The organism is Azospirillum lipoferum 4B, assembly GCF_000283655.1.
GTDB lineage: Bacteria > Pseudomonadota > Alphaproteobacteria > Azospirillales > Azospirillaceae > Azospirillum > Azospirillum lipoferum_C.
Genome location: NC_016585.1, coordinates 899750 through 925209, shown reverse-complemented (window position 1 = coordinate 925209; position 25460 = coordinate 899750). Strand labels below are relative to the sequence as shown.

General features: G+C 68.3%; 25 protein-coding genes. 11 read left to right on the top strand and 14 right to left on the bottom strand.

Going from position 1 to position 25460, the window contains the following annotated elements; genetic code table 11:
* Window positions 1-133 precede the first annotated feature (133 nt).
* The 4 genes from AZOLI_RS17855 to AZOLI_RS17840 are packed head-to-tail and all read left to right on the top strand — an operon-like array spanning window position 134 to window position 5902.
* Window positions 134-2206 carry a hydantoinase/oxoprolinase family protein gene (locus AZOLI_RS17855; RefSeq protein ID WP_044551607.1) on the top strand — a complete coding sequence of 691 codons (2073 nt, stop codon included), beginning with the start codon at window positions 134-136 and terminating at the stop codon, window positions 2204-2206.
* Between the two features lie 5 nt (window positions 2207-2211).
* A complete protein-coding gene (locus tag AZOLI_RS17850) occupies window positions 2212-4203 on the top strand; it encodes a hydantoinase B/oxoprolinase family protein (protein WP_044551604.1) in 1992 nt (663 codons plus the stop codon).
* Window positions 4200-4529 (top strand): (2Fe-2S)-binding protein, encoded by a 330-nt coding sequence (locus AZOLI_RS17845; protein ID WP_014188560.1) that lies wholly within the window; start codon window positions 4200-4202, stop codon window positions 4527-4529. The genes AZOLI_RS17850 and AZOLI_RS17845 overlap by 4 nt, the downstream gene beginning before the upstream one ends.
* On the top strand, window positions 4526-5902 hold the full coding sequence (locus AZOLI_RS17840; RefSeq protein ID WP_014188559.1) for an NAD(P)/FAD-dependent oxidoreductase: 1377 nt from the start codon (window positions 4526-4528) through the stop codon (window positions 5900-5902). Before AZOLI_RS17845 ends, AZOLI_RS17840 begins: the two co-directional genes overlap by 4 nt.
* Window positions 5903-6000: 98 nt before the next feature.
* Here AZOLI_RS17840 and AZOLI_RS17835 read toward each other — a convergent pair whose 3' ends face one another.
* Both AZOLI_RS17835 and AZOLI_RS17830 read right to left on the bottom strand, forming a co-directional pair.
* On the bottom strand, window positions 6001-7326 hold the full coding sequence (locus AZOLI_RS17835; protein ID WP_014188558.1) for a solute carrier family 23 protein: 1326 nt from the start codon (window positions 7324-7326) through the stop codon (window positions 6001-6003).
* Window positions 7327-7640: 314 nt separating this feature from the next.
* Window positions 7641-8834, bottom strand: coding sequence for a sensor histidine kinase (locus AZOLI_RS17830; protein WP_044551603.1), 1194 nt, complete (start codon window positions 8832-8834; stop codon window positions 7641-7643).
* Window positions 8835-9179: 345 nt separating this feature from the next.
* On the opposite strand from AZOLI_RS17830, the gene AZOLI_RS17825 reads away from it, so the two are divergent.
* The 6 genes from AZOLI_RS17825 (at window position 9180) to AZOLI_RS30445 (ending at window position 12318) form a co-directional block, all read left to right on the top strand.
* A complete protein-coding gene (locus AZOLI_RS17825; RefSeq protein ID WP_014188556.1) occupies window positions 9180-9728 on the top strand; it encodes a hypothetical protein in 549 nt (182 codons plus the stop codon).
* A gap of 31 nt (window positions 9729-9759) precedes the next feature.
* The gene (locus AZOLI_RS17820; RefSeq protein WP_014188555.1) at window positions 9760-10158 is read left to right on the top strand and encodes a YsnF/AvaK domain-containing protein; all 399 of its coding nucleotides are present in this window, start codon (window positions 9760-9762) and stop codon (window positions 10156-10158) included.
* A gap of 69 nt (window positions 10159-10227) precedes the next feature.
* Complete coding sequence (locus AZOLI_RS17815) at window positions 10228-10980, top strand: YsnF/AvaK domain-containing protein (RefSeq protein ID WP_014188554.1); 753 nt, start codon at window positions 10228-10230, stop codon at window positions 10978-10980.
* A gap of 366 nt (window positions 10981-11346) precedes the next feature.
* Window positions 11347-11712 carry a hypothetical protein gene (locus AZOLI_RS17810; RefSeq protein WP_014188553.1) on the top strand — a complete coding sequence of 122 codons (366 nt, stop codon included), beginning with the start codon at window positions 11347-11349 and terminating at the stop codon, window positions 11710-11712.
* Complete coding sequence (locus AZOLI_RS17805) at window positions 11709-11951, top strand: hypothetical protein (protein ID WP_014188552.1); 243 nt, start codon at window positions 11709-11711, stop codon at window positions 11949-11951. The genes AZOLI_RS17810 and AZOLI_RS17805 overlap by 4 nt, the downstream gene beginning before the upstream one ends.
* A 4-nt stretch (window positions 11952-11955) precedes the next feature.
* A complete protein-coding gene (locus AZOLI_RS30445; protein WP_014188551.1) occupies window positions 11956-12318 on the top strand; it encodes a hypothetical protein in 363 nt (120 codons plus the stop codon).
* A gap of 10 nt (window positions 12319-12328) precedes the next feature.
* Here the strand turns inward: AZOLI_RS30445 and AZOLI_RS17795 are convergent, their stop codons facing one another.
* From AZOLI_RS17795 to AZOLI_RS17740, 12 genes are all read right to left on the bottom strand, one after another.
* Complete coding sequence (locus AZOLI_RS17795; protein WP_014188550.1) at window positions 12329-13138, bottom strand: transglutaminase-like domain-containing protein; 810 nt, start codon at window positions 13136-13138, stop codon at window positions 12329-12331.
* 270 nt (window positions 13139-13408) lie between these two features.
* Window positions 13409-14101, bottom strand: a complete 693-nt coding sequence (locus AZOLI_RS17790) for a (5-formylfuran-3-yl)methyl phosphate synthase (protein WP_014188549.1) — start codon at window positions 14099-14101, stop codon at window positions 13409-13411.
* Complete coding sequence (locus AZOLI_RS17785) at window positions 14098-14685, bottom strand: DUF447 domain-containing protein (RefSeq protein ID WP_014188548.1); 588 nt, start codon at window positions 14683-14685, stop codon at window positions 14098-14100. The genes AZOLI_RS17790 and AZOLI_RS17785 overlap by 4 nt, the downstream gene beginning before the upstream one ends.
* Window positions 14682-16100: a DUF6513 domain-containing protein gene (locus tag AZOLI_RS17780; protein WP_014188547.1), complete on the bottom strand. Its 1419-nt coding sequence runs from the start codon at window positions 16098-16100 to the stop codon at window positions 14682-14684. The genes AZOLI_RS17785 and AZOLI_RS17780 overlap by 4 nt, the downstream gene beginning before the upstream one ends.
* Complete coding sequence (locus AZOLI_RS17775) at window positions 16093-16674, bottom strand: flavoprotein (protein ID WP_014188546.1); 582 nt, start codon at window positions 16672-16674, stop codon at window positions 16093-16095. The genes AZOLI_RS17780 and AZOLI_RS17775 overlap by 8 nt, the downstream gene beginning before the upstream one ends.
* Window positions 16671-17384 (bottom strand): amino acid kinase family protein, encoded by a 714-nt coding sequence (locus AZOLI_RS17770; RefSeq protein ID WP_244442575.1) that lies wholly within the window; start codon window positions 17382-17384, stop codon window positions 16671-16673. Before AZOLI_RS17770 ends, AZOLI_RS17775 begins: the two co-directional genes overlap by 4 nt.
* A 4-nt stretch (window positions 17385-17388) precedes the next feature.
* Complete coding sequence (locus tag AZOLI_RS17765) at window positions 17389-17826, bottom strand: dihydroneopterin aldolase (protein WP_244442574.1); 438 nt, start codon at window positions 17824-17826, stop codon at window positions 17389-17391.
* Window positions 17827-18075: 249 nt separating this feature from the next.
* Window positions 18076-19095, bottom strand: coding sequence for a GlxA family transcriptional regulator (locus AZOLI_RS17760; RefSeq protein WP_014188543.1), 1020 nt, complete (start codon window positions 19093-19095; stop codon window positions 18076-18078).
* A gap of 343 nt (window positions 19096-19438) precedes the next feature.
* The gene (locus tag AZOLI_RS17755; RefSeq protein ID WP_014188542.1) at window positions 19439-20248 is read right to left on the bottom strand and encodes a formylmethanofuran dehydrogenase subunit C; all 810 of its coding nucleotides are present in this window, start codon (window positions 20246-20248) and stop codon (window positions 19439-19441) included.
* The gene (gene fhcD / locus AZOLI_RS17750; RefSeq protein WP_014188541.1) at window positions 20245-21150 is read right to left on the bottom strand and encodes a formylmethanofuran--tetrahydromethanopterin N-formyltransferase; all 906 of its coding nucleotides are present in this window, start codon (window positions 21148-21150) and stop codon (window positions 20245-20247) included. The genes AZOLI_RS17755 and fhcD overlap by 4 nt, the downstream gene beginning before the upstream one ends.
* A complete protein-coding gene (locus tag AZOLI_RS17745; RefSeq protein ID WP_014188540.1) occupies window positions 21141-22841 on the bottom strand; it encodes a formylmethanofuran dehydrogenase subunit A in 1701 nt (566 codons plus the stop codon). Before AZOLI_RS17745 ends, fhcD begins: the two co-directional genes overlap by 10 nt.
* Window positions 22834-24138: a formylmethanofuran dehydrogenase gene (locus AZOLI_RS17740; RefSeq protein ID WP_162488259.1), complete on the bottom strand. Its 1305-nt coding sequence runs from the start codon at window positions 24136-24138 to the stop codon at window positions 22834-22836. Before AZOLI_RS17740 ends, AZOLI_RS17745 begins: the two co-directional genes overlap by 8 nt.
* A 260-nt stretch (window positions 24139-24398) precedes the next feature.
* Between AZOLI_RS17740 and AZOLI_RS17735 the strand changes: the two genes are divergently transcribed.
* Window positions 24399-25433, top strand: a complete 1035-nt coding sequence (locus tag AZOLI_RS17735; RefSeq protein WP_014188538.1) for a beta-ribofuranosylaminobenzene 5'-phosphate synthase family protein — start codon at window positions 24399-24401, stop codon at window positions 25431-25433.
* Window positions 25434-25460 lie beyond the last annotated feature (27 nt).

Here is a 25460-nt window from a genome sequence, read left to right as displayed (position 1 = left end):
AGCCAGCCATTGGAGCCGCGGTGCATAAGTCCGCCTTATGCATTTGCTTTTATTGGGTCTTAGACCGCTCTCACCCCGGCATGTCAGCTTTTTCCCAGCACAGGCACAGGCTGATCTGCGGAAGGGAGCGAAGATGGACGGGGGCATGGGAGAGGCCGATTGGAAGGTCGGCGTCGATATCGGTGGGACCTTCATCGATTTCTGCGCGCTGGACACCCGGTCGGGCCGGGTGGCGTCGTTGAAGGTGCTGACGACGCCGGACGATCCCGGTGCGGAGCTGATGACCGGCCTGACCCTGCTGGCCGAGCGCGAGGGGTTGGACCCGCGCGCCGTCACCCGCTTCGTGCACGGCACGACGGTGGGCATGAACACGGTGATCCAGCGCAAGGGCGCGCCGCTGGCGCTGCTGACCAATGCGGGGTTCGAGGATGTGATCGAGCTCGCCCGGCTGCGCATGCCCGACACCTATTCGCTGTTCTGCTCGCGCCCCGACCAGCTGGTCGCCCGCGACATGATCTTCGGCATCCCCGCCCGCCTGCGGTCGGATGGCACCGAGCGGCAGGCCCCCGACATGGCCGCCGTCGCCGACGCCGTCGCCGCCCTCAAGGCCAAGGGTGCGCTGGGCGTCGTCGTCTCCTTCCTGCATTCCTGGCGCGACGGCGGCCAAGAGAGCGCGGTGAAGGAGGAGATCGCCCGGCTCGCGCCCGACCTGTTCGTCTTCACCTCCGCCGAGGTCTGGCCGGTGATCCGCGAGTATGAGCGGACGACCACCGCGATCCTCAACGCCTATGTCCATCCCCGGATTTCCGGCTACCTGTCGGCGCTGGAGGAGCGGCTGGCCGGACGCGGGGTGCCCGCCCGTCCGCTGCTGACCAAATCGAACGGCGGCGTGATGAACGCGGCGGAGGGCAAGCGGGCCTGCGTCCACATGCTGCTGTCCGGCGCCGCCTCCGGCGTCAACGGCGCGGCGTGGCTGGCCCGGCAGGCGGGGGAGCCGCGCATCCTGACGCTCGACATCGGCGGCACCTCGGCCGATTTCGCCCTCATCATCGACGGTCAGGCCCAGTTCGGCACCGGCGAGATGATCGGCGAGTTTCCGCTGCACATCCCGTCGGTGTCGGTCAGCTCCATCGGCATCGGCGGCGGGTCGATCGCCAGCGTCGACGGCCAGGGGGTGCTGCGCGTGGGGCCGGATTCCGCGGGATCGACGCCGGGTCCGGCTTGCTACGGCCGCGGCGGCGAATGGGCGACGGTGACCGACGCGATGGTGGTGTGCGGCTGGCTCGGCCACAGCCAGATGGCCTATGGGCAGCTGCGGATGGATGCCGACCTCGCCCGCGCCGCGGTGGGGCGGCTGGCCGACCGGCTGGGCCGTTCGCTGGAGGCCACCGCCCAGGCCATCCTCGACGTCGCCGTGTCGGAAATGTTCGCGGAGGTCGAGAAGATGACCGCGCGCGCCGGTGTCGACGTGCGGGACTTCGCGTTGATGCCCTTCGGCGGCGGCGGGCCGATGCTGGGGGTGTTCCTGGCGCGCGAGCTGGGGATGCCGCGCGTCGTCGCGCCGCGCTGGCCGGGCGTGGTGTCGGCGCTTGGCGGTCTGGTCGCCGATCTGCGCGGCGACTTCGTCCGCACCCTGTTCGCCGAGCTGTCCGCCGGGCTGATGCCGACGCTGCGCGACGCCGTCGCCGTGATGGGCGCGGAGGGTCGCGACTGGCTCGTCGCCCAGGGCCATTCCGGTGCGGTCGAGCTGAGGATCGTCGCCGACATGCGCTATGCCGGCCAGAGCTATGAGATCGAGACGCCTCTGGATCCCGACTGGCTGGATGCCGACGATCCCCACTCCATCTCGGCCGCCATCGCCGCCGCCTTCCACGCTGCGCACACGCGGCTCTATGATTTCCACGACCCGGACGGGCGGATCGAGATCGTCAACCTGCGCCTGTCGGCCATCGGCAACGGCCCGGCGCTGCAGTTCCCGACAGCACAGGAGGAGCCGCGTGCCGCGTCGGCGGAGCGGACGGTTCCGGTCTTCACCGGCGGCGCCGTGACCCGGGTCGGGCTGTACCGCCGCGCGGATTTGCAGGCGGGGGCACGCTTCCATGGCCCGGCCATCGTAGCGCAAGAGGACACCACCTTCGCCATCCCGGCCGGGACCGAAGCCCGTGTCGATGCGCAACTCAACCTCCACCTGACCTTTGCGGAGTGATGCCAGTGTTTGACCGTATGAAGCTACAGGTTCTGGCGAACCATGCGCGGTCGGCGGCCGAGAACATGGCCCACACGCTCCAGCGCACCGCCCATTCCGCCTTCGTCAAGGAGACGGAGGATTTCACCGTCATGCTGCTGAACCGCCGGGGCGAGACCTTCGGCGTGCCGATGGAGCTGGGGGCGACCTGGTATCCCGGCCTGACCTATGGCCGCGCCATCGACATGATCGAGGATTACCGGCCCGGCGACGTCGCCTTCACCAACGATCCCTATTCCGGCTTCGTGGCGACCCACGCCCCCGACACCCATCTGTGGAAGCCGGTCTTCTTTGAGGACGAGATCATCGCCTGGACCGGCGGCCACATCCACAACACCGACATGGGCGGCGCCGTCCCGGCCTCGCTGTCGCGGGCGCTGACCGAAATCCACCAGGAAGGCATCCGCTTCCCGCCGATGAAGCTGGTCCGCGAAGGGGTGTTCGACGAGCAGATCCTGCGGATCATGACCACCAACGTCCGCAAGCCCGATCTGAACATCGGCGACATCAAGGCGCTGGTCGGCGCGCTGAACACCGGCGAGCGCAAGATCCTCGCCATGGTCGAGAAGTTCGGCAAGGCCGCCTTCCTCGACGGCGTCGATGCGCTGCTGGACCATGCCGAGGCGCAGGCGCGCGACATCCTGCGCGCCATGCCCGATGGGCAGTGGGTGTTCGCCGACTATGCCGACGAGGATTCGGTCGCCGCCAACCCCTGCCGCCTGAAGCTGACCCTGACGATCCGGGGCGACGAGGCGATCCTGGACTTCACCGGGTCGGACCCGCAGCTGGCATCCTCGCTCAACGTGCCGTCGGGCGGCGATCCCCGTCACACCATCCTGCTGGTCGGTGTCTATTACGTCCTCTACACCCTCAACCCGAAAATCCTGCTGAACACCGGCCTGACCCGGCCCTTCACCTGCATCGCGCCGGAGGGGACGGTCCTGAACCCGACCTTCCCGGCGGCGGTGGGCATGCGGTCGCTGACCTGCGCGCGGCTGCGCTCCGTGATCTTCGGCGCCTTTTCCCAGGCGGTGCCGGAGCGTCTTCCGGCGGCGCCGGCCGGCAACAACTGCATCGTCAACGTGATGACCACCGACGAGCGGACGGGCAACCGCATCATCGCCGCGGTGAACCCGGTGGTCGGCGGCGGCGGCGGCATGCCGCACCGCGACGGCACCAACGGGTCGGGGGCCGATGCCGCCTATCTGAAGAACACGCCGATCGAGATCACCGAAATGGAAACCCCGGTGGAGTTCGTCCGCTACGGTCTGGCGGCCGACAGCGGCGGGGCCGGGCGCTGGCGCGGCGGTCTGGCGACCCACATGGCCTTCCGCGTCTTCTCCCCCGACACCCGCATCACCGCGCGCAACCGCGACCGCGGCTTCTTCCGCCCCTGGGGCGTGCTGGGCGGCCGGGCGGCGGGGCTGTCCGACATGGTGGTCAATCCCGGTACGCCGGGGGAGCGGCGGCTGGGCAACATCGACACCGCGGTCCTGCAACCCGGCGATGTGCTGGACATCCGCTCGGCGGGCGGCGGCGGGCGTGGCGACCCCTTCACGCGCGAGCCGTGGCGGGTGGCGCAGGATGTGGCGCGCGGCTATGTCTCCGTTGGGGCGGCGGAGCGGGAGTATGGCGTCGTCATCCGCGACGGCGTGCTCGACGCCGAAGCGACCGACCGGCTGCGTGCGGCCCGGCCGGCGCCCACCGCGCATTTCCATTTCGGACCGGAGCGCGAGGGCTACGAGCGGCAATGGACCCCCGCCGCCTATGATGTCCTGACGCGGACCCTGGACGGCCTGCCGATCCACTGGCGCTTCTTCGCCAAGACGGAGATCTTCAGCCGCATGGCCGGCCGCACCGGGGCCGACGGGGTGGAGGCGGCGCTGGAAGAGGTCTATGCGCGCTTCCCCGAGATGCCCCGCGCCAACAAGCCCATGATCGGGGAGGCGGCGGAATGAGCGGGACGGCGTTCGGCGTTCCTCCGGACCCCGGCGGCAGGCTGGTCAGGCTGGCCGAGACCGGGCGGGAGCCGGTCCGCTTCCTGCTGGACGGCGTGGAGCGGATGGCGCTGTCGGGCGATACGGTGCTGACGGCGATCCTCACCAACGTCCCGTCACTGCGGCAGACGGAATTCGGTCCGGAGAAGCGTGCCGGCTTCTGCCTGATGGGGGCCTGCCAGGATTGCTGGATCTGGCAGGAACAGGGGCCGCGCATCCGCGCCTGTTCCACCCCGGTGGCCGAGGGCATGCGGCTGCTGACCCGGACCCGGGAGGACTGGACATGACAACGCCGAACGAACCGCAAGTCGTGATCGTCGGAGCCGGCCCTGCCGGCATCCGTGCGGCGGAAACGCTGGCGTCGGCCGGGTTGCGCCCGACGGTGATCGACGAGGGCGCGCGGGCCGGCGGGCAGATCTACCGCCGCCCGCCCGACGGCTTCACCCGCTCGCCGGCGACGCTCTATGGCTCGCAGGCCGGCAAGGCGGTGGCGCTGCACACCGCTTTCGACGGGCTGGTTTCAACCGGCCGGGCGGTCCATCTGCCGCGCCATTCGGTCGTGGCATTGGCGGACGGGACGCTACACGCGGTCGGCGACGGTGGGAGCCGCCGGATCGGCTATGACCGGCTGATCCTGGCGACCGGGGCGACCGACCGCCTTGCCCCGGTGCCCGGCTGGCAGGCGCCCGGCGTCTACAGCCTGGGCGCGATGCAGATCGCGCTGAAGGCCCAGGGCGTGGCGATGGGGCGGCGGATCGTGCTGGCCGGATCGGGGCCGTTGCTGACCCTGCTGGCGACGCAACTGCTGAAGGCGGGAGCGGAGATTGCCGCGGTCCTCGACACCGCTGGCATGCGCGGCCAGATCGCCGCCTTTCCCGACCTTGCCGTCCGCCCATCCTTCGCCCTGCAAGGACTGGCGATGCGGGCGCGGCTGGGACGGCTCTACCATGCCGGGATCGCACTGGAGGGGATCGAGGCGACGGAAACGGGAGTGACGGCGGTCCGCTGGACGGATGCCGGCGGACGAGCGCGGCGGACGGCCTGCGACGCGGTCGGGCTGGGCTGGCATCTGAAGGCGGAAACCCAGCTTGCCGATCTCGCCGGCTGCCGGTTCGACTACGACGCGACATGGGCGCAGTGGTTGCCCCGTGCCGACCGCATGGGCCGTGCCGGGGAAGGCGTCTATCTGGCCGGCGACGGTCTGCGCCTGCTGGGGGCCGATGGGGCGGAGGTCGCCGGGCGCCTTGCCGCAGCCGCCTGCCTGTCCGATCTGGGACTGCCGGCGCCGGACGTCGCGGCCGACCTGAAACGGCTCGACCGGCTGGAACGATTCGCCCGCGGCATCGCCCGTGCCTTCCCCTGGCCGGCCGATCGGGTGCGGGCATTGCCCGACGACGCCGTCCTGTGCCGCTGCGAGGGGATCACCGCCGGTGCGGTGCGTGAAACGGCGGCCTATGGCGGGGCGGAGGTCAACCGGGTGAAATCCTTGGGCCGTGCCGGGATGGGGCGCTGCCAGGGCCGCTATTGCCAGCTTGCGGCGGCCGATCTGATCGCCGCCACCGGGGGGCTCGCCCATGCCGGAGAGGTGGGACGCCTGCGTGCGCAAGCCCCGGTCCGGCCGACGCCGGTCCGCGCGCTACTGGAGGAGGCCCGGCCATGATGGTGGCGGCCCATGCCGCTGAAGCTCTTGATCCTGACAAGTCAGGATCAAGAGCCGCTGGTATGAGGCCACGGAGCGTCCCGCAGGGTGTTTCGACGTCAGTGGAGCGTCGTGGCTGCCAGCTGGGGGGCGGTGCGGGAGGTCTCGCGCGAACGCCCGATCCCGAGCAGCTGGTAGAGGCCGAGCGCCGCAATCGTCGCGGTGCCGATGCCGCCGATGGAGAAGCCTCCGGCGGAAATGGTGAAGTTGCCGGCGCCGAGAACCAGCGTCACGCCGACGGTGATGAGGTTGCGCGGATCGGAGAAGTCGACGCGGTTGTCGACCCACAGGCGCACCATCGCCGCGGCGATCAGGCCGAAGACGACGGTCGCCAGCCCGCCCAGCACCGGCGCCGGGATCGTCCGCAGCAGGGCGCCGAACTTCGGCGAGAAGCCCAGAAAGATCGCGGCGACCGCGGCGACGACGAAGATGAGCGTGGAGAAGACGCGGGTGACCGCCATCACGCCCATGTTCTCGACATAGGTGGTGACGCCGGTGCCGCCGCCGCTGCCGGAGACGATGGTGGCGATGCCGTCGCCGATGAAGCCGCGGCCGATGTAGCGGTCGAGGTTGCGCCCGGTCATGGCGCCGATGGCCTTGATGTGGCCGAGATTCTCGGCGACCAGGATGAAGGCGATGGGGGCGACGAGGGCCATGGCGCCGGCATCGAAGCTGGGCGTGCGGAACTCCGGCATGCCGAACCACGGGGCGGCGGCCAGTTCCGCGAAGCTGACCGGCGGCAGCATGCCGAACCCGTTGGCCAGCACGAGATAGAAGACATAGCCCGCCGCGATGCCGGCGAGGATCGAGAGCCGCCGGATGGCGAGCGGGGCATAGACCGCGATGAGGGCGGTGGCGGCCAGCGTGAACAGGGCGACGAGGATGTGCGGACCCGTCCCCTCGATGCCCTTGACGGCAACCGGGGACAGGTTGAGGCCGATTGCCGCCCCCACCGCGCCGGTGACCGCCGGCGGCATCAGCCGCTCGATCCAGCCGGTGCTGGTCCAGGTCACGAGCATGCCGATGAGGACATAGAGCACGCCGGCCGCGATGATGCCGCCCAGCGCCGGCCCGATGTTCGGGTTGGGACCCTGGCCGCTGTACCCCGTCACCGCGATCACCACGGCGATGAACGAGAAGGAGGAGCCGAGATAGCTCGGTACGCGCCCGGCGGTGAGAACGAGGAAGATCAGCGTGCCGATGCCGGAGAACAGCACGGCGAGGTTTGGATCAAACCCCATCAGCAACGGCCCGAGGATGGTCGAGCCGGACATGGCGACCAGATGCTGGATGCCGAGCGTCATCGTCGAGCCCCAGGGAAGGCGCTCGTCCGGCTGGACGACGGGGCCGGTCGCGAGCGGCCAACGCGGGAAGAAATCTGCCATGGAGGATCTGTCCGAAGCTGTGTGGAAAGGCGCCCTTGCCGGGGAAATGTCCGGGCCATAGCAGGCCGAGAAATTGACCATCCGATTGATCCCGGCAAGCAGGACGCCTTCCGTGGGAACGACGCCCGCTTTTTGGCGCCCGCGACGCCGCTACGCCACATTTTTGTGCAAGCCAATTGCGATTGTTTGTGAATTTTCCTGCGGGCTGCGTTCCGGCCGCAACCCCCTTCGACCGGCTGCCGGATGGTGAAGCCCGCGGCCGGGAATACGGCGGCATCGCTCCGGGCCTTTCCGGCAGCCGGCGCCGGGTCCGGTCATGCAGGGATCGACACCGTGACGGTCGTGCCCTTGTCGGACCTGACGGTCACGCCGCCATCGATCTGCTCGGCCAGCAACTCCATCAAGGTCAGGCCGAGCGAACCGGAGCGCGGGGTCGCGGACATGCCGACGCCGTCGTCGCCGATGGTCAAGCGCAGAAGGCTGCGCGAGGTGTGGCGGAACGAGACGGCGATGCGGCCGGACCGTCCGTCCGGGAAGGCGTATTTCAGCGCGTTGATCATCGCTTCGTTGGCGATCAGGGCGAGCGGGATGGCCTGGTCCGGCTTCAGGAAGGCCTCGTCGGTGTCGATGTCCAGGACCACCTGCAGGCCTTGCGCGGCCCCGAAGGACGCCAGCAGGTCGCGGCACAGCATCCCCAGATAGCCGCCGAATTCGATCTCCTGCAGCCCCTGCGCCCGGTAGAGCTTCTCGTGGATCTCGGCCATGCGGTCCAGCCGTTCCACGGCGCTGTGCAGTGCCTCCTGCACGGCCGGTTCCTGGCTCTGAGCGACGCTCATTTGGATGCGCAGGAAGGACGAGGCCATCTGCAGGGTGTTCTTGACCCGGTGGTTCACCTCCCGCATCAGGTCGTCCTTGTCGCGCAGCAGCAAGTCCTTGTCGTGCAGCGTGTTGCGCAGCACCCGCTCCACGTCGATGCGGCGCTCGACTTCACTGGCGAGCTGGTGGTTGAGCTCGTCCAGCCGTTCGGTGCGCGACGAGACGCGGCGGTCGAGATCCTCGTTGAGTTGCCGCAGGTCATCTTCCGCCGCCTTGCGCGCGGTGTTGTCGACGAAGGACACGAAATGGTAGCGGATGCGGTCTTCCTCGAAGACGGGAGCGGCATGCTGGAGCACCCATAGCTGAGCTCCATCCTTCCGGTAGAGCTGCACCTGACGCACGATGGCCTCCCCGGCGCGCAGGGCCAGGTCGATGGCGCGCGCCACCTCCGGGTCGGTGTCGGAGCCGGACAGGAAGTGATAGCTCTTGCCCAGTACCTCCTCCCGCGCGTAGCCGCTGAGTTTGATGAAGGCGGCATTGACGAAGACGATCGGCACATCCGGCAGGGTCGGATCGGCGATCAGCATCGGCATCAGCGTCGATTCCGCGGCCACCACGAAGGGACCGCCGCGCGCCTCCTCCTCCCTCACCATCTTCTCTGCGTCCTTCTGGTCGCGGGAATTAGCAGGCATGCAACGCTCCCAGCCCAATCGTTTCCAATGAAAGGATATGGCTGCGGAACGCAGCCTTCCCAGGCGTAGAGGGGGCAGAGCCCCTTCTGCGGCCCGGCCCTTCAGACAGACAAATATATCGATAAATGCCCCTAAGGCTGTTCCTGAACTTTCTGCATAGGCAGAAAATAAATTCGTAAACAGTCAAAAGAACACCTTCTTTTTATTCTGCAATTAATCGCGACATTCTCCAACTTTTCTTTATAAGGACATTGTATTTTTGCGCCGCAACATAATATAGTCTCTAGTCATTCAGGTCGAGCGCAGCGCTCCCAGACATCCAACCCAAACAGACATGGAATCGATATGGAAGACGGCGCACACACCCCCACCACCACCCGCCCGACCATTCGCAGCGCAAGCGACGAAGCCCCGGCGGGCAACGATGCGCCGAAGGGCGCCACCATCCGAAGCGCCAGCGAAGAGCACGCGCCGAAAGCCGGCCGTGGCTTTGGACAGCAGCCGAGGCCCTGGCCGCCGAAGCTCCCCGGCACCTCGGGCAACCAGAGCTTCCCGGAAACCGTCCAGGCCGCCGGCCAGAAGGTCGAGCGCGCACTGAGCCATGGCCTCGAAGACGGGGGCGGTCGGGCGATGGCACTCGGCGGTGCCATGATGGCTGGCTATGGAACGGCCTTTTCGGAAGCCGTCTCCTTCATGAACAAGGCCGTCGAGCGTCAGAACGAGATGATGGGCAGCATGCTGCAGGCCCGTGGCCCGCAGGACATCGTGATGGCGGGAAACCGCTACCTGCTCGGCGGGTGGCTGGCCTTCTGCGAGGTCAATGTCCGCGCCGCCCAGGCCGCATCCCGCCTGACCCAGGACGCCAGGCAAAACCCGCTCCACCGCGACGCCTGACGCCACCTCAAGAATCGCAGGAGGACCTCCGTTGACCAGTTCGGAACACGGGCCGCAGACGCTCCTCGCCGTCGAAGAGCAGGTGGGCGTCGGCAAACGCCGACAGGTCACCGGAACCGTCCGCGCCCGCACCGTCAGCCACGAGCGGGAACAGGCGGTCGAAGCCGACCTGTCGGTGGAAACGCTGGAGGTGGAGCGGGTGCCCATCGGGCGCTTCGTCGACGGTCCGATCCCCGATCGCCAGGACGGCGACACCACCGTCATCTCGGTGATCGAGGAGGTGGCTGTCGTGGAGGTCCGCCTGAAGCTGGTGGAAGAGGTCCGGATCACCCGCCGTACCGAAAGCCGCAAGATGACCGACCACGTCACGCTGCGCCGTCAGGACGTCGTGGTCGACCGGGATCCGGCGCCGGAAGACTCCGTGGCCTGACCGGCCCGGACCGCTTTCGAAAAGCCGCTTGAAACATCGCACAAATTCGAAATCTCACTGGAGAGCATCATGAGCACGATCGTCGTTGGACTTTACAAGGAAACCGGTTCCGCCAAGAAGGCCTTCCAGGCCCTGATCGCGGCGGGCTGCCAGGAAACGGACATCGAAACCTTCGGCGGCGCCGACAGCGCCGACAAGGCGGCCCAGGGCCTGCTGGGGCATGGCTTCGGGAAGGAACTGGCCGACCAGTATGGCGCTGCCGTCCGCCAGGGCCACACCCTGGTCGCGGCCGACATCGCCGACCAGGACGCCGACGCTGCGGAGGCGATCCTCGACGAGAATGGAGCCATCGACCTGCCGGAGGCTTCCTCGGCGCAGAAGGCGGCCCGGAATGAGGATAGCAAGAAGGCGGGCAGCGGCGGCACCGTCGAGCAGGAGACCCTCCAGTCGGTGAAGGAAGAGGTCGAGATCGGCAAGCGCCGGGTCGCCAAGGGCGGGGTGAAGCTCACCTCGGAAGTCACCGAGACGCCGGTACGGGAAACCGTGACGCTGCGTGACGAGGCCGTGGATGTGGAACACCGCAAGGTCGACCGCCCCCTGAGCCCCGACGAGGAGAAGGCCGCCTTCGGCGAGAAGACCGTCGAACTGACGGCGACCTCCGAAACGCCGGAGATCACGAAGGAAGCCCGCGTCGTCGAGGAGGTCGTGCTCTCCAAGACCGCTTCCGAACGGGAACAGGTGGTGGAGGCGAGCGCCCGCCGCACCGACGTCAAGGTGGAGCCCATCGGCGGCAAGTCCGGCAACACCGGCAACAAGCGCTGACCCCAAGCGGGCATACCATGAAGGGGCGGCGATCCGGCCGCCTCCCGCCGCAGCCGACTTCGGCCGTGGCGGAATGAAGGGCGATGGCGGTGGAGACTTCTCGGAGTTTTCAGCGCCATTTTCCGCCAATCAGGAACAAACGGACGCACGCATCCGATTGGCGAAAAGCCATCGGGAGCCAGCGATTCCGCATAGTGTCCATTGCAAATTGCTTCGCAGGTCACCAATTCGAGTCTGCTGAAGCCACCCAGGCTTGCTCATTTTTGCTGCGGTCCGCAAATCCCGGGCCCTTCCTGGTGTGACTCGATCCGGACGGCATGGCTGCCGCCAACGCCGACACATCCGGCCCACATCGGAGACCACCCCATGGATGCCCGCACAAGGCTTGCCTTCTTCATTTTGAAAACCCGCGTCGGCTGGATCGTGCGTGTGGACGGATTCGTCTATCCGCCCTGCGCCAACCGAACCGATGCGCTCGCCAAAGCCATTCGTGAAGCGCAGGCGGCGGAACGGCTCGGCTTCGCCAGCGTCGTGCTGGCGCAATCGGCGGCAGGGGAACGCTGCCATGTCCGCTGGTGCTGTGCGGCTATCGGCGGATCGGCCGGCGGAGCGTCAGAAGCGATTGCCGGTTCACCGCATCCGGCGGTTCCAGCCATGGCCGACGCCCTGACGGCCAAATCCGCGCTGGTCACATCCGCACCGGCCAATTCCGCACTGGAGGAACGCCCATGACCCCGCTGTTCCACTCCATCGAAGGGCGATGCCCCCATGGCGCCGATGTGCTGCGCGAACAGCTGCGCTGGACGAATGCCGAGCGCCGTTGGCATCCGGCGTTCCACGACACGCGATCCGACCTTCTTCCCCCCGCCTTTTCGCCGCCGGGACAAGCCAGCCTGATGCGGGGGGCCGTGCTGACCCGTCTCACCATGGCCTGCGCCGTGGCCGGCGCAACCGCCATCAAGGAACTGTGACCTCATGAGCCTCTCAGCCCATTACATCGTGTCGTGCCGGACGGACGGCTGGTTCATCGGGCTGGAAGGGGAACGGTACGGCCCCTTTCCCAACGGACAGGTCGGCGCCCTGATCGCCGCGGTGCAGGCCGCCAACCATGCCGGCAAGGACGGCCATGACGCCCGCGTCCTGCTGCGTAGCGCGGAAGGCATCATGGCCACCGTATGGATCTTCGGCACCGACAGCTACCCGTCGCCCTGGGTGGAGGATCTGCATCGGATTGCCCTGCTGCCGCGCCGCGAACGCGCCCGCGCACCGGTCCCGCCGCTGCCCGTCAGGGGCCTGGAGGCGATGACGCCGGACGCCGCGGTGGCGGGCCGGGCATAGCCTGTACCGATCAGGCGACCACCTCGTCCGTCCAGATTTTGAATCCCGTCAGCGTGTTGGGGCCGAAGGTGTGGGTAAGCGGCACATCGGCGGCGTCGCGCCCCTGGGCGATCAGGATTCGTCCGATCCGGGGGGCGTTGTTCCGTGGGTCGAAGACATGCCAGCGGCCACCGAGATACACCTCCATCCAGGCCGCGAAATCCATCGGCGCATAGGGCGGCGGCTCGCCGATGTCGCTGATGTAGCCGGTGCAGTAGCGCGCGGGAATGTTCATGGCGCGGCAAAAGGCGATGGCGAGATGAGCGTAGTCACGGCAGACCCCACGCTTCTCGGCATAGGTCTGGGCCGCGGTCCGCGTCGGGCGCGAATGCTCGTAGCCGAAGGTCACATGGCCGTGGACGAAATCGCAGATCGCCTGGACCCGCGCCCATCCCGGTGCGGTGCCCGCGAACAGCCGCCACGCCTCGTCCGACAGGACATCCGTCTCGCAATAGCGGCTGCCCAGCAGGAACAGCAGGGTGTCGGCCGGCAGCTCGTCCACCCGGTGCTGCACGGCGCCGGGCTCGGCCGGGTCGGGGAGCCCGCTGTCCCGGATGATGCTGTCGGCGCTGATGGTGACAAGTCCGGCGGGCGCGACCAGCCGGCTGCACCAGTTGCCGAAACTGTCGCGGTAACCCTGGATCGGTGCCGGTACGCTGGTGACGATGTGGTCGGGCTGCTCCAGGTCTCCGACGCGCGAGTAATGCACGTTCAGCATCACGATCATCGGCGTGGGAGCGGGAAAGCTGAAGGTCAGCTGGTAACCCAGTCGTATACGCATGAAGGCGTTCCTTTGAAAAAGCGTGGTGGTGCCGGCCGGTGGTTCAAAGGGAACGGGGATCGACCATTCTTCATCGGGTGGAATCCCGATACCAACACATCTGCGGAAATTTAGATAGCCGTCAGTGCCGTTGCTTCTTCCTCAGTATAGCGGCTCGGATGGCTATTTTATTCCGGCAGTGCCTTTTCTCAGTGGCGATTGGAGCGCTTCGGCCCGATCGGCATGATGGGCCGGTTCATGCGTTGCCGACATGGCCGCAGACCGGTGGCGTCAGGTCGGCCCACGGTGACCGCGCACGCTTCGGATGACCTCGGCGATCCTGTCCGGGTCCATCACCTCGCGTCGTGCGCCACCCTGGCACAGGGCGCCGCGAAAGCCGAGAATCGACGGACCCAGCGCCGCAAGAGGGGGGATGTCGGCAAGCCTCAGGGACCCGGCCAACCCTGCCGACAATCCGGCATCGCGTGCCCGTCCGATGAAATCGGCCAGCGCGTCGGTGGACAGATGATCGCGCAAGCTGCGGCCGTCCTTCAGTCCGGTGTCCAGCATCACGCCGATGAAGCCGGCATCGGCCATGGCATGAACCAGATCGGGCGTGGGGGGCGTCAGGTCGGCAAGGATGACGCCGACCAGCGCGGAAGCGCCGCGTGCCAGTGCCGCCGCCTCGATGCAGGCGGCCGGGTCGCCGCCGGCGACGATCCCCATCTTCACGATGTCGACCCCGGTGGCCGCCGTCCGGGAGACGGCCATCGCCGTGATGTCTGGATCCATCGGCAGATCGCCGATGGTGGCGCTGACCGGCCGTCGTCCGGATACCGTTGCGAGGCAGGCGCGGATCAAGTCGGCGGGCAACGCGCCCAGGGCGCCCTCGCGCGGATTTTTCAGATCGATCAGGTCGGCGCCGGCCTCCACCGCAAGATCGGCTTCTTCGGGATCGGTCACGCTGGCGAGCATGCGGATCATGAAAGCACCTTTGGCTCGGCCTTGCGGTCAGCTTCGGCCCGAAAGGCCGCCAGACGGTCACACAGCCAGCCCCAGGCCTCCCGTTCCCGCGCTCCGGCGGCTTTTTCGACGGCAATGGCAAGGTAAGCCATTTCCCGTTCCACCTTCTCCCGCGGCAGCAGATGCAGGCGGCTGCACAGGATCGCGGCCTCGATCACGGCGGCGGCGGCGCGGTTGTGGCCGGCGAAGGGCCGATGCGCCTCTTCATGGACGCATCGGCAATGGAAGCGCGGGCGCACCGGGTCGGCCTCCACCCGAACAACCTCCACCTCCCAATGGGCGAGGCTGTCGACCAGACGCACACCCGCGATGGCGGTCGCCGGGACCAGCGGCCAGTCCCGCCGTCCGGTCAGGCAGCCGGCGAACAGCCGCGCATCGTCGGTGAGGTTGACCACGGCCCGGCCGGTGGCCTCCAGCGCATTGAGCGTGACGGAGGGGCGGAAGGGGGCGATCGCCAGACCCTCTCCGGTCCGGGTGACGCCGAAGGGCGCGATGTGCGGGGTGCCGTCGGCGCCCAGCGTGGTGACGATGGTTTCCAGGATCATGATGCCCTTCCGCAGGCCCGGCGGCGCTCCTGCAAGGTCGTGCCGGCCGTCTTGAAACCGTGGATGTCGCTGTCCGCCTCTGCCGCCGTCTCCACGGTGCAGCCCCAGGAGAGGTCTTCGTCCTGGACATAGCGCTTGCCGAGCTGCCAGGCGAGAAAGGCCTTCTGCAACTCCACCCCCATGTAGAAGGCATGTCCGCCGTCCTCCGCCAGCCCCAGCAGGGGATAGAGACGGTACGGATCGGTCGCCACATGGTGCCCGTCACGGTTATAGACATGGACGCCGTCCTCGGCCACCTCCACCCGGAAGGAGGGGTCGCGGATGCTGCGGGCGGTCTCCGCGATCTCGGCCGGGGTGCCGGCGAAGGGACGGCGGTCGCGCAGAGCCAGCAGCCCGTCGTCGATGCCCTTGGGCAGGCTGCCGCTTTCGGCGGCGGCATGCATGATCCGCCGCGCCCGGTCGGCCTCGCGCACGGCGGTGCGGGCATGCGGGCTGACTTGCAGGGTCAGGACGGCGCCGATGGACAGTTCCGACACCATGCCCATCAGCAGAGCCGTGGTGCCGGTGGTGTCGGCGTCGGTCAGTTCGGTCAGGTTGCCGATGCCCATCAGCATCTCGATGTCGGGATAGCGCCGGCGCAGGTCGTGATAGCGGACCACCGACTCCGTGAAGCCGTAATGGATGGGGTCGAGCACCGGATCGGCGAGGAAACGCCGGCCGGAGGTCCGCAGCCGGTCGACGGCGCGGCACAGCGAGTCCAGGTCGCGCGCCTTGCCCGGAATCAGGATCGGGGTGGCGGCCGTCCGATCCAGCACCCACAGCGTGTCCTCGTTGAGGCTGAGCAGGTAGGAGGCACCGGCCGACGCCCCGCGCAGCAGCTCCTCGGGGTCGGCGCTGTCGACGCTGACGGTGTGGCCGGCGGCGACCAGGGCGGCGACGGCGGCCTCCAGCCCTTCGAACCGTTCGCCGGGGTGGCAGCCGATGTCGATCACGTCGGCACCGTCACGGCGCAGCCTTGCGGCGGTTTCCAGCAGAGTGTCGACGGAGCGGTGGGGGGCGTCGACGATCTCCGCGAAGATCGTCACCGCATGGCGGGACAGGTCGGTCCGCGCCGCCCGCCCGCCGAGATAGGCGGGGATGTCGCGCAGTTCTTCCGGCCCGCGTTCGAAGGTGACACCGAAATGCCCGGACAGTGCCGCCAGATCGCAGCGGGTCCGGCCGGGCAGGATCACCCGGGAACCCGGCGGCGGCGGCGGGAGGCGGCGCCTGATCAGTTCCTCGGTCATCAGGGCGGCGACGCTGACGCCGATCTGCACCACGTCGAACCTGAAAGGTGAGGACGCCATCCCGTTGAGCACCGCCCGCAGGCGTGGCTCCGCCAGCTTTCCGGTCACGAAGACGAGGTTGTCAGACATTCACCAGGCGCCTTTCCGGACGCACGGAGTCCAGGCGCGTTGCCAGCGCCGCTTCAAGTTCGGAAACGGTTTCGACGACGGTGGTCGCCTCGAACCCGCGCAGCCGTTCGACATTCTCCAGGTCGATGCGCCGGGGATAGACCGGCACCATGCCGTGCGGCGCCTCGGTCATCATTTCCGGCGCTGTGTCGCAGGCGAAGACGATGCAGGGCACCCGGCATTTGCCGGCCTGGGCGAAGGCGTTGGTCGGCAGCGTGTCGGAGATCCCCTGCACGCATTTGGCGACCGTGTTCGAGGTGGCCGGCCCCACCACCAGCGTGTGGTACTCGCCGAAATAGAACCGCCCGATCTGCGGCGCGCTGGCGGCACGGTCGCGGAACAGGCGGGTGCCCGGCGGGAAGTTGCCGTCGCGGCGGCGGTACATGCGCATCACCTCCTCGGCCGCCTTGCTGAGGAAGACGTCGAGCGGCGCCAGCCGCGCCATCAGGTCGAGCGTCTCCTTAATGTAATGGCCGGATCCGGTCAGCGCCCAGGCAAGCCGCGGCGAAGCGGGGTCGGGAGATTCCCCGGTCATGCTCGCACGCTTGGCAGAAGTTCCGCCTCCGGGCTGCGCAGCAGGGTGCAGCCGGGATTTGCGCGGCCGGCAAGCGCCTCTTCCATCAGCATGTGGTTGTCGCGATGGATGCACCAGGTTTCGCCGGCGAAGCGCGCGCGCCAATGCGGGAAAGCCGCATCGACCAGCCCGTCGCGGGCCAGCGCCGCCGCATCGGTGGCCGCACAAGGGCAGGGACCCGACTTGACCAGCACCAGCGCCGCCGCGTCCAGCTCCATCGCCAGCCATGCCGCCAGACTGTCGGAGGTGACATCCCAGCTTTCGGCGATCTCCGGTTGGTCGAGCGCCATCGCCGACGGCAGCCACACCGCCGGCATCCCCGCCCGGATCAGCGAGCGCAGCCGTTCGCGCGTCGCCGCGGTCTGCAGGGCCGGGCAAATGCCGTGCAGCATCAACCCGAACTGCTCCATCGCCAGCAGGGCCATGCGATGGGCGAGCCGGTCGTCGAAGCGCCAATTGTCCTGGGCGTCGCGCACCGCATCGGCGAAGGGGCCGCCGCCCGGCACGATGACCAGAGGGTGGAGATGGCCGGGCTGGGAGATCAGGTCCAACCATGTTCCCAGCCGGTGCCAGTCCGACAGGCTGCCGCCGATCTTGATCACCCAGGGCCGTGCCGTGACGTTCCCTGCAGCGTTTGGCGATCCGTCTTCAGGCGATGGGTTGGCCGTCATCGGATCAGATCCGCCGATCGGTCAAGACCATCAGGCGACGGGACGCCGGCAGGGACGAACCGGGCAGCTGGTCGCGCGTCCGCTCCAGCCGGATGCCGGGAACCGCGACCCCGTCATAGATGTCCAGCTTCGCCACCGACACGCGGGCCGACTGCACCTGTTCGTGGGCAAGGCACATGCGGGCGATCTTTTCCGCCAGCATCTCGACCAGATTGGTGTGCTCGTCCATCAGGATCCGCTTCAGCCCCGACAGCAGATCGTCGTAGGACAGCACGTCGCCGATATCGTCGGAGAATTGGGCACTGTCCTGGCGCACATGCAACAGCAGGTCGATGCGCACGCGCTGGGGAGCGTCACGCTCGTAATCGAAGACGCCGATCCGGCAGGGCAGGACGACATTCTCCAGAAACAGTTCGTAGAGGCCTGCGGGGATCGTGGACACCCTTGAATCGGCCGCAGTCGCGCCGCGTGCGCATTGGGCGGAAAGGATCGTTTCGAGCATCGGTGCCGTCCTCCTGGCTGTTGTCCGGCGGGGCCAGACGAGGATTGGTGTCGGGCAGGCCGTTTTGTACCTTAGCGGTATCCAGGGGACGGTATCTGTTCGAATGCGACACCGATTTGGTCTTTTCCGCCGTCCCCCGCAAGTCTTTTCGAAGCGGCGCCGGTCCGCGCCGCGGTGTCGGTTGCGCTATCAGGTCAGTCCGGCGAACTCATGCGCTGCGGCAAGCGGGCTGTGCCGCTGGTTCTGGCGGTCGCTGCGCGGTGCGACGCCGAAATGGTCGCGATAGCATTTGCTGAAGTGGGTGGCGGAAATGAAGCCGCAGCTGATCGACACCTCCATCACCGACATGCGGGTCTGGCACAGCAACTGCCGCGCCCGCTTCATCCGGAGGCCGAGATAGTATTTGGCCGGCGAGCAGTTCATGTATCTGCGGAACAGCCGCTCCAGGTTCCGGCGGGACTGACCCAGTTCCGCGGCCAGCGTCAGCAGATCCAGCGGCTCTTCGATGTTGGCCTGCATCACCGCCACGGCGGCGTTGAGATCCTCGTGATCCAGCATCGGATTGGTCTGCAGTTCCTCCTGCTGGCGGACGCTGCCGGCCCGGATCTTGGTGTGCAGGAGTTGCTCGGCGATGTCCGCCGCCAGCTTCTCGCCATGGCGGGCGGCGATCAGGTGCAGCATCATGTCGGTGGCGGCGGTGCCGCCCGCGCAGGTGAAGCGGTTGCGGTCGATGGTGAACAGTTCGCCGGTCGCCTCGATCTCCGGGAAGGTCTCGGCGAAGCCGGCCATGTTCTCCCAATGGATGGTGCAGCGGTAGCCGTTCAGCAGGCCGGCGCGGGCCAGGATGTGGCTGGCCGTGCACAGGGCACCGAAGGCGGTTCCCTGGGCGGCCGAACGCCGCATCCACGAGAAAACCGCCCGATCCTCGTACCAGTGGCCACCGACTCCGCTGCACACCATCACGGCGGACATCGGCGGGGCGTCGGCGATGGTGTGATCGACGCAGATCCCGATGCCGTTGCTGGCCCGCTGGACACCGCCGTTCGGGGAAAGCAGCGCCCAGCGATACAGCTCCCTTCCGCTGATGTGGTTGGCAAGGCGCAGAGGCTCCACCGCCGCGGTGAACGCGATCATGGAGAAATCGGGAACCAGGAGAAAACCGATCGTGTCGATCTTGGAAACGCCGGACTGCTGTTCATTGCACTTCATCGTCCCGTGCCCCTCTTCCGCATTCCTGCTCGTATTGTCGTGGGTCGCGAATGGTCGGCGAACACGCTGCTTTTCCGCGGCCTTGTTTGTTCGGTGGCCACGTTCGGATGGGCGGGGGGCGATCCCTTTCCGCACCATCAAAGTTTTATGACAAGGAGCGTACGAGGAAGAGGCCCGGTGACATTGAACAAAGCGGACATAATTCTTGAAGGAGAACGACGTCCGTGCGGATCCTGATTGTTTTTAAACACAACCATCCGCGTGTGAACGATTTGCCTGCCCATAGGTGCTAGCCCACCTGCACCGATGCGGCTATTCCGGACGAGCCATGGGGGCAGAATCGTCAGAGGCAGGCCAGCAGTTCGCCGCGTCCGCCGAAGCCACGGTCTCCCAGCCAGCGGCGCGCCCGTCCGGTCAGGCCCCGGCAGGTCGGCGGCACCCCGTCCAGTTCGGACAGATGGTTGTCCAGGAGCGACAGGAACGGCAGCTGGTTGAGGCCGCAGTCGGCGAAACCCGGCAGCGGCTCGACCTCGCCGCGGAACAGGATGGTGCCGTTTCGCATGCCATGGCCGATGGCGGCGCCCGGTTTGCCGCCGATCAGCAGGCTGCCGGCATTCATGTGCAGGGCGGCAAAGGCGCCGGCATCGCCGCCGACGGCGATCAGTCCGCGGCGCATGCGTTCGCCGACGCGGTCGCCGCAATTGCCCTGCACCAGGATCCGCCCACCCGTCATCCCCGTCCGCTCACCCGGCAGCGCGCCGCCCAGCCCGTCGCCCGCATGTCCGCCGATGAACAGCACGCCGCCGCGCATGGCGGCGCCCGCCGCCAGCCCGGCCGACCCGTCCACCACGAGGGTGCCGCCGCTCATGCCGGTGCCGGCGCGGTGGCCGACCGGTCCGGCGACCCGGATGGTGCCGGCGGTCAGCCCGGCGCCGACGAAGTCGATCCGCTCGTCCCCCTCCAGTTCGACGGCATCGCCCGGACTGCCGGACAGCTCGAACAGGTCGCCCACGGCGGCATGGCCCCGACCGATCCGCAACGGCAAGGCGGCGATCTCCGCCATGTCCAGCTCCGCCAGCCGGTGCGGCAGCAGGGGAGAGGCGTCGATGCGGCCGGTCAACGGGCCTTTCAGGCGGAAGCTGAGCACGCTCATGGCAGCAACTCGTGAAGGTGGAAGTGGTGGCGGCCCAGCTTGCCGCCGTAATTGCCGGCGGTGACGCCCCAGACGCCGGAGCCGCGACCCCGCTCGATAAGGCATTTCAGCCCGGCCGTGGTGGCCGCCGTGACATCGGCTGCGGTCAGCCCGTCGATGACGATCTCCAGCACCGATTCGACCTCGGCCGGCAGGCGGGAGCGGGGCAGGCCGCGCAGCGTCGGGCAATAGGCGTCGTTGGTGGAGGCCGGCATTCCCTTGTACTTCGCCCCCACCTTGGAGCCGGAGCGGACGACCCCACCGGGGAAGGGCAGCACCACGTTGGGCACGGCGCGCATGGCGTCCGCCGCCGCTTCCGCCGCCTCCAGCGCCGCCATCCGGGCATCGGCCAGGATCAGAAGATTGCCGCCACCGACCGCCGGGACGCTCCAGCTCGATTCCTCGCACAGGAACTCGCCGTCCATCACCGGGATGCGCCAATAGCGCCGGCCACCCAGCAGCTTCGACATCTGCTGCCCATCGCCGAAATAGCGCAGCTTGCGGCCCAGCGGGATCAGGTCCTCCTTGGCGCCGCGCGGCACGCCGGAGAAGCAGGCGGTGCCGGGGCAGGTCAGGATGCACTGGCCGAGGCGGGTCTCCACCTGCTTGCCCAGCACGCTGCGACCGGTGGCGAAGAACAGCAGGGCCACGCCGGGGCGCCCGTCCGGGGTCTCGTCCGGCGACAGCTCCCGCTCGATGCCGGATTCGCAGCCGCAGGCGATGACCGAGGTGGCGAAGCCCGTCGCCGCCATGCCGGCATGGCGTGCCCAGGCCAGCGTGTCGGCGGTGACGATCAGCCGGGTCGCCTTCATGTCGAAGGCCTCGGCATAGGTGTTCTCGATGTGGATGCCGTTCAGAAGCATGAGTCGGACGCCGTCAGGGTCGGAACGATGGAAAGCCCGCCGCGGCCATGGTCGAGGATTTCCCCGTCCGCGATGCGGAAATTGCCGAGCCGCACGGTCTGGTGATCCTCGAACCACGGCTTCAGCCGCCGTTCGATGGCGGAATCGAACTCCGGCCGGACGACGATGGTGTCGCCCCAGCCGGTGGCGGTCAGCTGTCCGTTCCGCGCCACCGGGCGGCCGTTCTTGAACACCCACGCGGGGGCGGCGAACATCGCCTCGCGGTCGGGCAGGTCGTCATACACCACCACGTCGGCGACGGCGCCGGGGCGAAGGTGGCCGCGGTCGCGCAGCCCCAGCACGCGGGCGGGGCCGGCGCGGGTCATGATGGCGATCTCCTCCAGCGTGTATTCGCGGTCGATGGAGCCGAGCCGGCTGTGCGCAGCCACGTCGGGATTGATCCGCGACAGCTGCTCGTTGCGGAAGCTGCGGTCCATCAGCAGCCGGATCAGGTGCGGATAGCTGGTGAAGGGGCCGCCATTGGGATGGTCGGTGGTCAGATAGACCCGCCAGGGATCCTCAATCAGCAGGAACAGCTCCAGCCCGATGGCCCATTGCAGGGCGTTGACGAAGGCCTTGTCGCGGTAGCGGAACGGCACCAGCCCGCAGCCGCCGTCGCATTCGATGTCGGTGCACACCCATTTGCGCGGGCTGGCGAGGCCGCTGTTGCGGAACTGCGACATGATGTCGGCCGACGCGGTGATGGTCTGGCCGAAGACGATCTGGCCGACATCGACCGAGATGTTCGGGCTGCGGTTCACCGATTCGGCGATCTCGGCGGCGGCCGAGGAGAAGCGGCGGTCGCCTTCCGTGCCGTAGCTGTGGAATTGCAGGTGGGTCAGGTGGGCGGGCAGCCCGTCGAGCGCGGCGATGGTGTCGCGCGTCACCGCTTCGTTGCCGGGGATGCCCAGGTTGTTGCAATGGATGTGCAGCGGATGCGGCACCCCCAGGTCGGACAGCGCGGTGGCCAGCGTGGTCAGGATGCGGCGCGGCGTGAGTCCGTAATGGGGATGCGCCTCGTCGAGGTCCAGCCGGCGCTGGTTGAACTTGAAGGCGCTGATGCCGCCGGGGTTCACCACCTTGACCCCGACCGCCTGGGTGGCGTGCAGGATCCAGGCGACATAGTCGTTGACCTCCGACTGCGTCGCCCCGGCCGCCAGCCGCTCCAGCAGGAAATCGTCGTTGCCCAGGACGGCGTAGCAGCCCTTGTCGATGATCGGGACGTCCGCCAGCTCCAGATGGGTGTGGCGCGCGTTGGAGGGCAGCATCGCCGGCTCGAACGCCGCCGTGTAGCCCATCTCCGCATAGCGGTAGCCGGTGACGAAGCTGGACGGGGTGAACAGCCCGCTGCCGGAGCGGCGCAGGCCGTCCGGGCCGCTGCCGTGCTCGCGATGCTCTTCCGGAAGCAGCAGGCGGGCGAGGTTCACCTTGCCGCCGCCGATGTGGCTGTGGATGTCGATGGCGCCGGCCATGACGATGCGGCCTTCGAGATCGATCACCTCGCCGATGCGGGCATCCGCCGGAGGCGCCGCGGCGATGCGGCCGTCCTTCAGATACAGGTCGCGTGGCGGCTCGCGCAGGGCGGTGCCGTCCGCAGCCCCGGCGGGGTCGCAGACGCGGCCGCCGCGCAGCAGGGTGTAGGCGTCAGACATGCGGCGTCTCCCGGACCAGGGCGGGAAGAGGGGAGATGGGAAGCCGGTCGAGCAGGGCGGTCAGCACTGCCGCGGCGGTCGGTAGCGTCATGGCAAGCGATGAGGGGGCGGATGATGAGGGGGCGGACCGCAGCCGGCGCAACGGCAGGGCGGCGACCCCGTCTGCGCGGTGGATGCTGCCGGCATGGTCGAGCCCGGGAACGGCGACCGGAATCAGCACGTCGGGATCGTAGGGCAGGGGTTGTCCCGGGCGGGCCAGCACGATCATCGGCGTGCGGGTGTCCGGCACCTCCGCGCCGTTCAGCGCCGACAGCCAGACCAGCGCGTCGATCTCGCCCCCGGCCAGCAGGCTCTTCAGCCGGTAGCGCAACGGATCATGCTCCGGCGGGCCGGCCCCCAGGCGGGACCGCAGCGGCACGCCATACTGCCAGGCGCAGACGTAGTTGGCGCCCAGCGCGTTGCCCTTGCCGCCAAGCGACAAGCCGGCGCAGCGGGTGGAGGCATTGGCGGTCACGACCAGCCGGTTGAAGGCCTCGATGGCGATGTCGCCGGCCACCGGGTCCAGCGTGGCGGCGATCCAGCCGACGACGCCGAAACGGGCCTCGCGCAACGCGGCGGCGACACGGGCGAGATCCTCCATCGCGATGCCGCCCACCCGGTCGCCACGCGGTCTTTCGCCGGACACCAGCTGCGACAGGGCGGCGGCGATGGCCGGGGCATGGATCAGGTCGACGGTCAGGCGCTCGAACCCGTCCGGTACCGGGCCGTCACCGGGACCGATCAGGAAGCCGCGCGCGGCACCGGCATCGCGGAACAGGGCCTGGGGCGGATGGACGATGCGGTCGAACAGGCGGGGGGCGTGGCGGTCGAACTCCGTCCCGAACAGCACGAACAGGTCGGCGCGGTTGCGCAGCTCGCCGAAGGTGGCGGTCATGGCGCCGGTCACCTGGAAGGCGCGCAGGCCGTGGAACAGGCTGTCGGACGCGGCGTGGTCGACCACCGCATGCAACCGCTCCGCCAGCGCCAGGGCTGCGGAGACCCCTTCGGTGTCGGCGGCCAGCCCGCCGACGGCGGGAGAGGCGGCGTTTCGCAGCAGCGCCGCCGCCGCGTCGAGCGCCGCGTCGAGCGGAACGGCGCGGCCCTTTATGAAGCAATGGGCCGGCAATGCCGGAAGGGCGAACAAGGTGCGCGCCCGTGCACAGCCGTTGGCGGTCACCCTGAGCTGGCCGGTCCGGTCGCGAGCGACCGTCAGGTCGTCGCAGGCCATTGCGCAGAACGGGCAAACGACATCGCTCATGAGAGGCGGAAGATCGGACCCGCCGAGTTCGCTGTCCATGTCCTAGACCCCGCGCATGATATCGGAAGAGAAGAAGTTCTCGGAAACTGCATAGAGAAGCGCATCTCAATTCATCGAATGAATGAGAATTGGAGGTCGGCAATTTGAATTGTTACTGTGACTTCGCAAATTTCTATCGCTGAACTCATTGATTTTATCGCTGACGATTTTATTATGGCCGAAAGGCGGCTGGTCGCCTTGGCTTTTGCGACAGGTAGGCCATGATTTGCGGCGAACAGCGAAAGACGGTCGACGCGGTGCGGGTGGAGGTGCCCGCCCGGCTGCATCTTGGATTCCTCGACATGGAGGGCGGGCTGGGCCGCCGCTTCGGCAGTCTGGGCCTGACGCTCGACGGGTTGGGCACGGAATTGACGCTGGGCCGGGCGGACTCGACAGGCGGCACCCCGGAACGGACGGATGGCAGGGCGAGCGGATATCTCGACCGGCTGTGCGGTGTTCTGGAGGTGGAGAACCGCTTTTCCCTGCGCCTCGGCCGGACGATCCCCTGCCATTCCGGGCTGGGATCGGGCACCCAGCTGGCATTGGCCGTCGGGGCTGCCCTGTCGGCGATGACCGGCCGGCCGCTGCCGCCGCGCCGGGTCGCCAGCCTGCTGGACCGTGGGGCCCGGTCGGGCATCGGCGTCGGTGCCTTCGAGCAGGGCGGCGTCATCCTGGACGGCGGCAAGGGCGCACTGGACGAGCCGCCGCCGGTCATCAGCCGGATGGCTCTGCCGGAGGCATGGCGGATGCTGCTGGTGTTCGACGATGCCAATCGCGGCCTGTCCGGCACGGCCGAAACGGTCGCCTTCCGCGATCTGCCGCCCTTTCCGGCGGACAAGGCGGCCTATCTGTGCCGTCTGGCGCTGATGGTCGGCTTGCCGGCGCTGGCGGAGGAGGACGCGATGCGGTTCGGTGCCGCGGTGACGGAATTGCAGAGCGTGGTCGGCGACCATTTCGCCCCGGCACAGGGCGGGCGCTTCAGCAGTCCCGATGTGGCGGAGGTGCTGCGATGGCTGCCGTCGACCGGCGCTGCCGGCGTCGGGCAGAGCTCCTGGGGGCCGACCGGCTTCGCGATCTTCGGCGATGCCGGATCGGCCGAGCGGGCGGCGGAGGGCGCACGGGCGCGCTGGCGGACGCGGACCAATCTGCGCTTCGTCGTCTGCCGGGGACGGAACCGTGGGGCGGTGGTGGAGACCATCTCCGGGCTCGAAGCGGTCGCTGCCGGATATGAAACAGTCGCAAAAAAGACAGCGTGACAATGTGAGGTGAAAGACAGTGCCATG

What these genes read in the sequence shown, in the direction of transcription:
- AZOLI_RS17845 (WP_014188560.1), top strand. Translation starts at nt 4,200, where the DNA reads ATGAGCGGGACGGCGTTCGGCGTTCCTCCGGACCCCGGCGGCAGGCTG.
- AZOLI_RS17780 (WP_014188547.1), bottom strand. Translation starts at nt 16,100, where the DNA reads ATGTCTGACAACCTCGTCTTCGTGACCGGAAAGCTGGCGGAGCCACGC.
- AZOLI_RS17740 (WP_162488259.1), bottom strand. Translation starts at nt 24,138, where the DNA reads ATGAGCGATGTCGTTTGCCCGTTCTGCGCAATGGCCTGCGACGACCTG.
- AZOLI_RS17795 (WP_014188550.1), bottom strand. Translation starts at nt 13,138, where the DNA reads ATGCGTATACGACTGGGTTACCAGCTGACCTTCAGCTTTCCCGCTCCC.
- AZOLI_RS17735 (WP_014188538.1), top strand. Translation starts at nt 24,399, where the DNA reads ATGATTTGCGGCGAACAGCGAAAGACGGTCGACGCGGTGCGGGTGGAG.
- AZOLI_RS17745 (WP_014188540.1), bottom strand. Translation starts at nt 22,841, where the DNA reads ATGTCTGACGCCTACACCCTGCTGCGCGGCGGCCGCGTCTGCGACCCC.
- AZOLI_RS17785 (WP_014188548.1), bottom strand. Translation starts at nt 14,685, where the DNA reads ATGATCCTGGAAACCATCGTCACCACGCTGGGCGCCGACGGCACCCCG.
- AZOLI_RS17755 (WP_014188542.1), bottom strand. Translation starts at nt 20,248, where the DNA reads ATGAGCGTGCTCAGCTTCCGCCTGAAAGGCCCGTTGACCGGCCGCATC.
- AZOLI_RS17825 (WP_014188556.1), top strand. Translation starts at nt 9,180, where the DNA reads ATGGAAGACGGCGCACACACCCCCACCACCACCCGCCCGACCATTCGC.
- AZOLI_RS17840 (WP_014188559.1), top strand. Translation starts at nt 4,526, where the DNA reads ATGACAACGCCGAACGAACCGCAAGTCGTGATCGTCGGAGCCGGCCCT.
- AZOLI_RS17770 (WP_244442575.1), bottom strand. Translation starts at nt 17,384, where the DNA reads ATGACGGCCAACCCATCGCCTGAAGACGGATCGCCAAACGCTGCAGGG.
- AZOLI_RS17760 (WP_014188543.1), bottom strand. Translation starts at nt 19,095, where the DNA reads ATGAAGTGCAATGAACAGCAGTCCGGCGTTTCCAAGATCGACACGATC.
- AZOLI_RS30445 (WP_014188551.1), top strand. Translation starts at nt 11,956, where the DNA reads ATGAGCCTCTCAGCCCATTACATCGTGTCGTGCCGGACGGACGGCTGG.
- AZOLI_RS17830 (WP_044551603.1), bottom strand. Translation starts at nt 8,834, where the DNA reads ATGCCTGCTAATTCCCGCGACCAGAAGGACGCAGAGAAGATGGTGAGG.
- AZOLI_RS17805 (WP_014188552.1), top strand. Translation starts at nt 11,709, where the DNA reads ATGACCCCGCTGTTCCACTCCATCGAAGGGCGATGCCCCCATGGCGCC.
- AZOLI_RS17835 (WP_014188558.1), bottom strand. Translation starts at nt 7,326, where the DNA reads ATGGCAGATTTCTTCCCGCGTTGGCCGCTCGCGACCGGCCCCGTCGTC.
- AZOLI_RS17810 (WP_014188553.1), top strand. Translation starts at nt 11,347, where the DNA reads ATGGATGCCCGCACAAGGCTTGCCTTCTTCATTTTGAAAACCCGCGTC.
- AZOLI_RS17775 (WP_014188546.1), bottom strand. Translation starts at nt 16,674, where the DNA reads ATGACCGGGGAATCTCCCGACCCCGCTTCGCCGCGGCTTGCCTGGGCG.
- AZOLI_RS17815 (WP_014188554.1), top strand. Translation starts at nt 10,228, where the DNA reads ATGAGCACGATCGTCGTTGGACTTTACAAGGAAACCGGTTCCGCCAAG.
- AZOLI_RS17790 (WP_014188549.1), bottom strand. Translation starts at nt 14,101, where the DNA reads ATGATCCGCATGCTCGCCAGCGTGACCGATCCCGAAGAAGCCGATCTT.
- fhcD (WP_014188541.1), bottom strand. Translation starts at nt 21,150, where the DNA reads ATGCTTCTGAACGGCATCCACATCGAGAACACCTATGCCGAGGCCTTC.
- AZOLI_RS17855 (WP_044551607.1), top strand. Translation starts at nt 134, where the DNA reads ATGGACGGGGGCATGGGAGAGGCCGATTGGAAGGTCGGCGTCGATATC.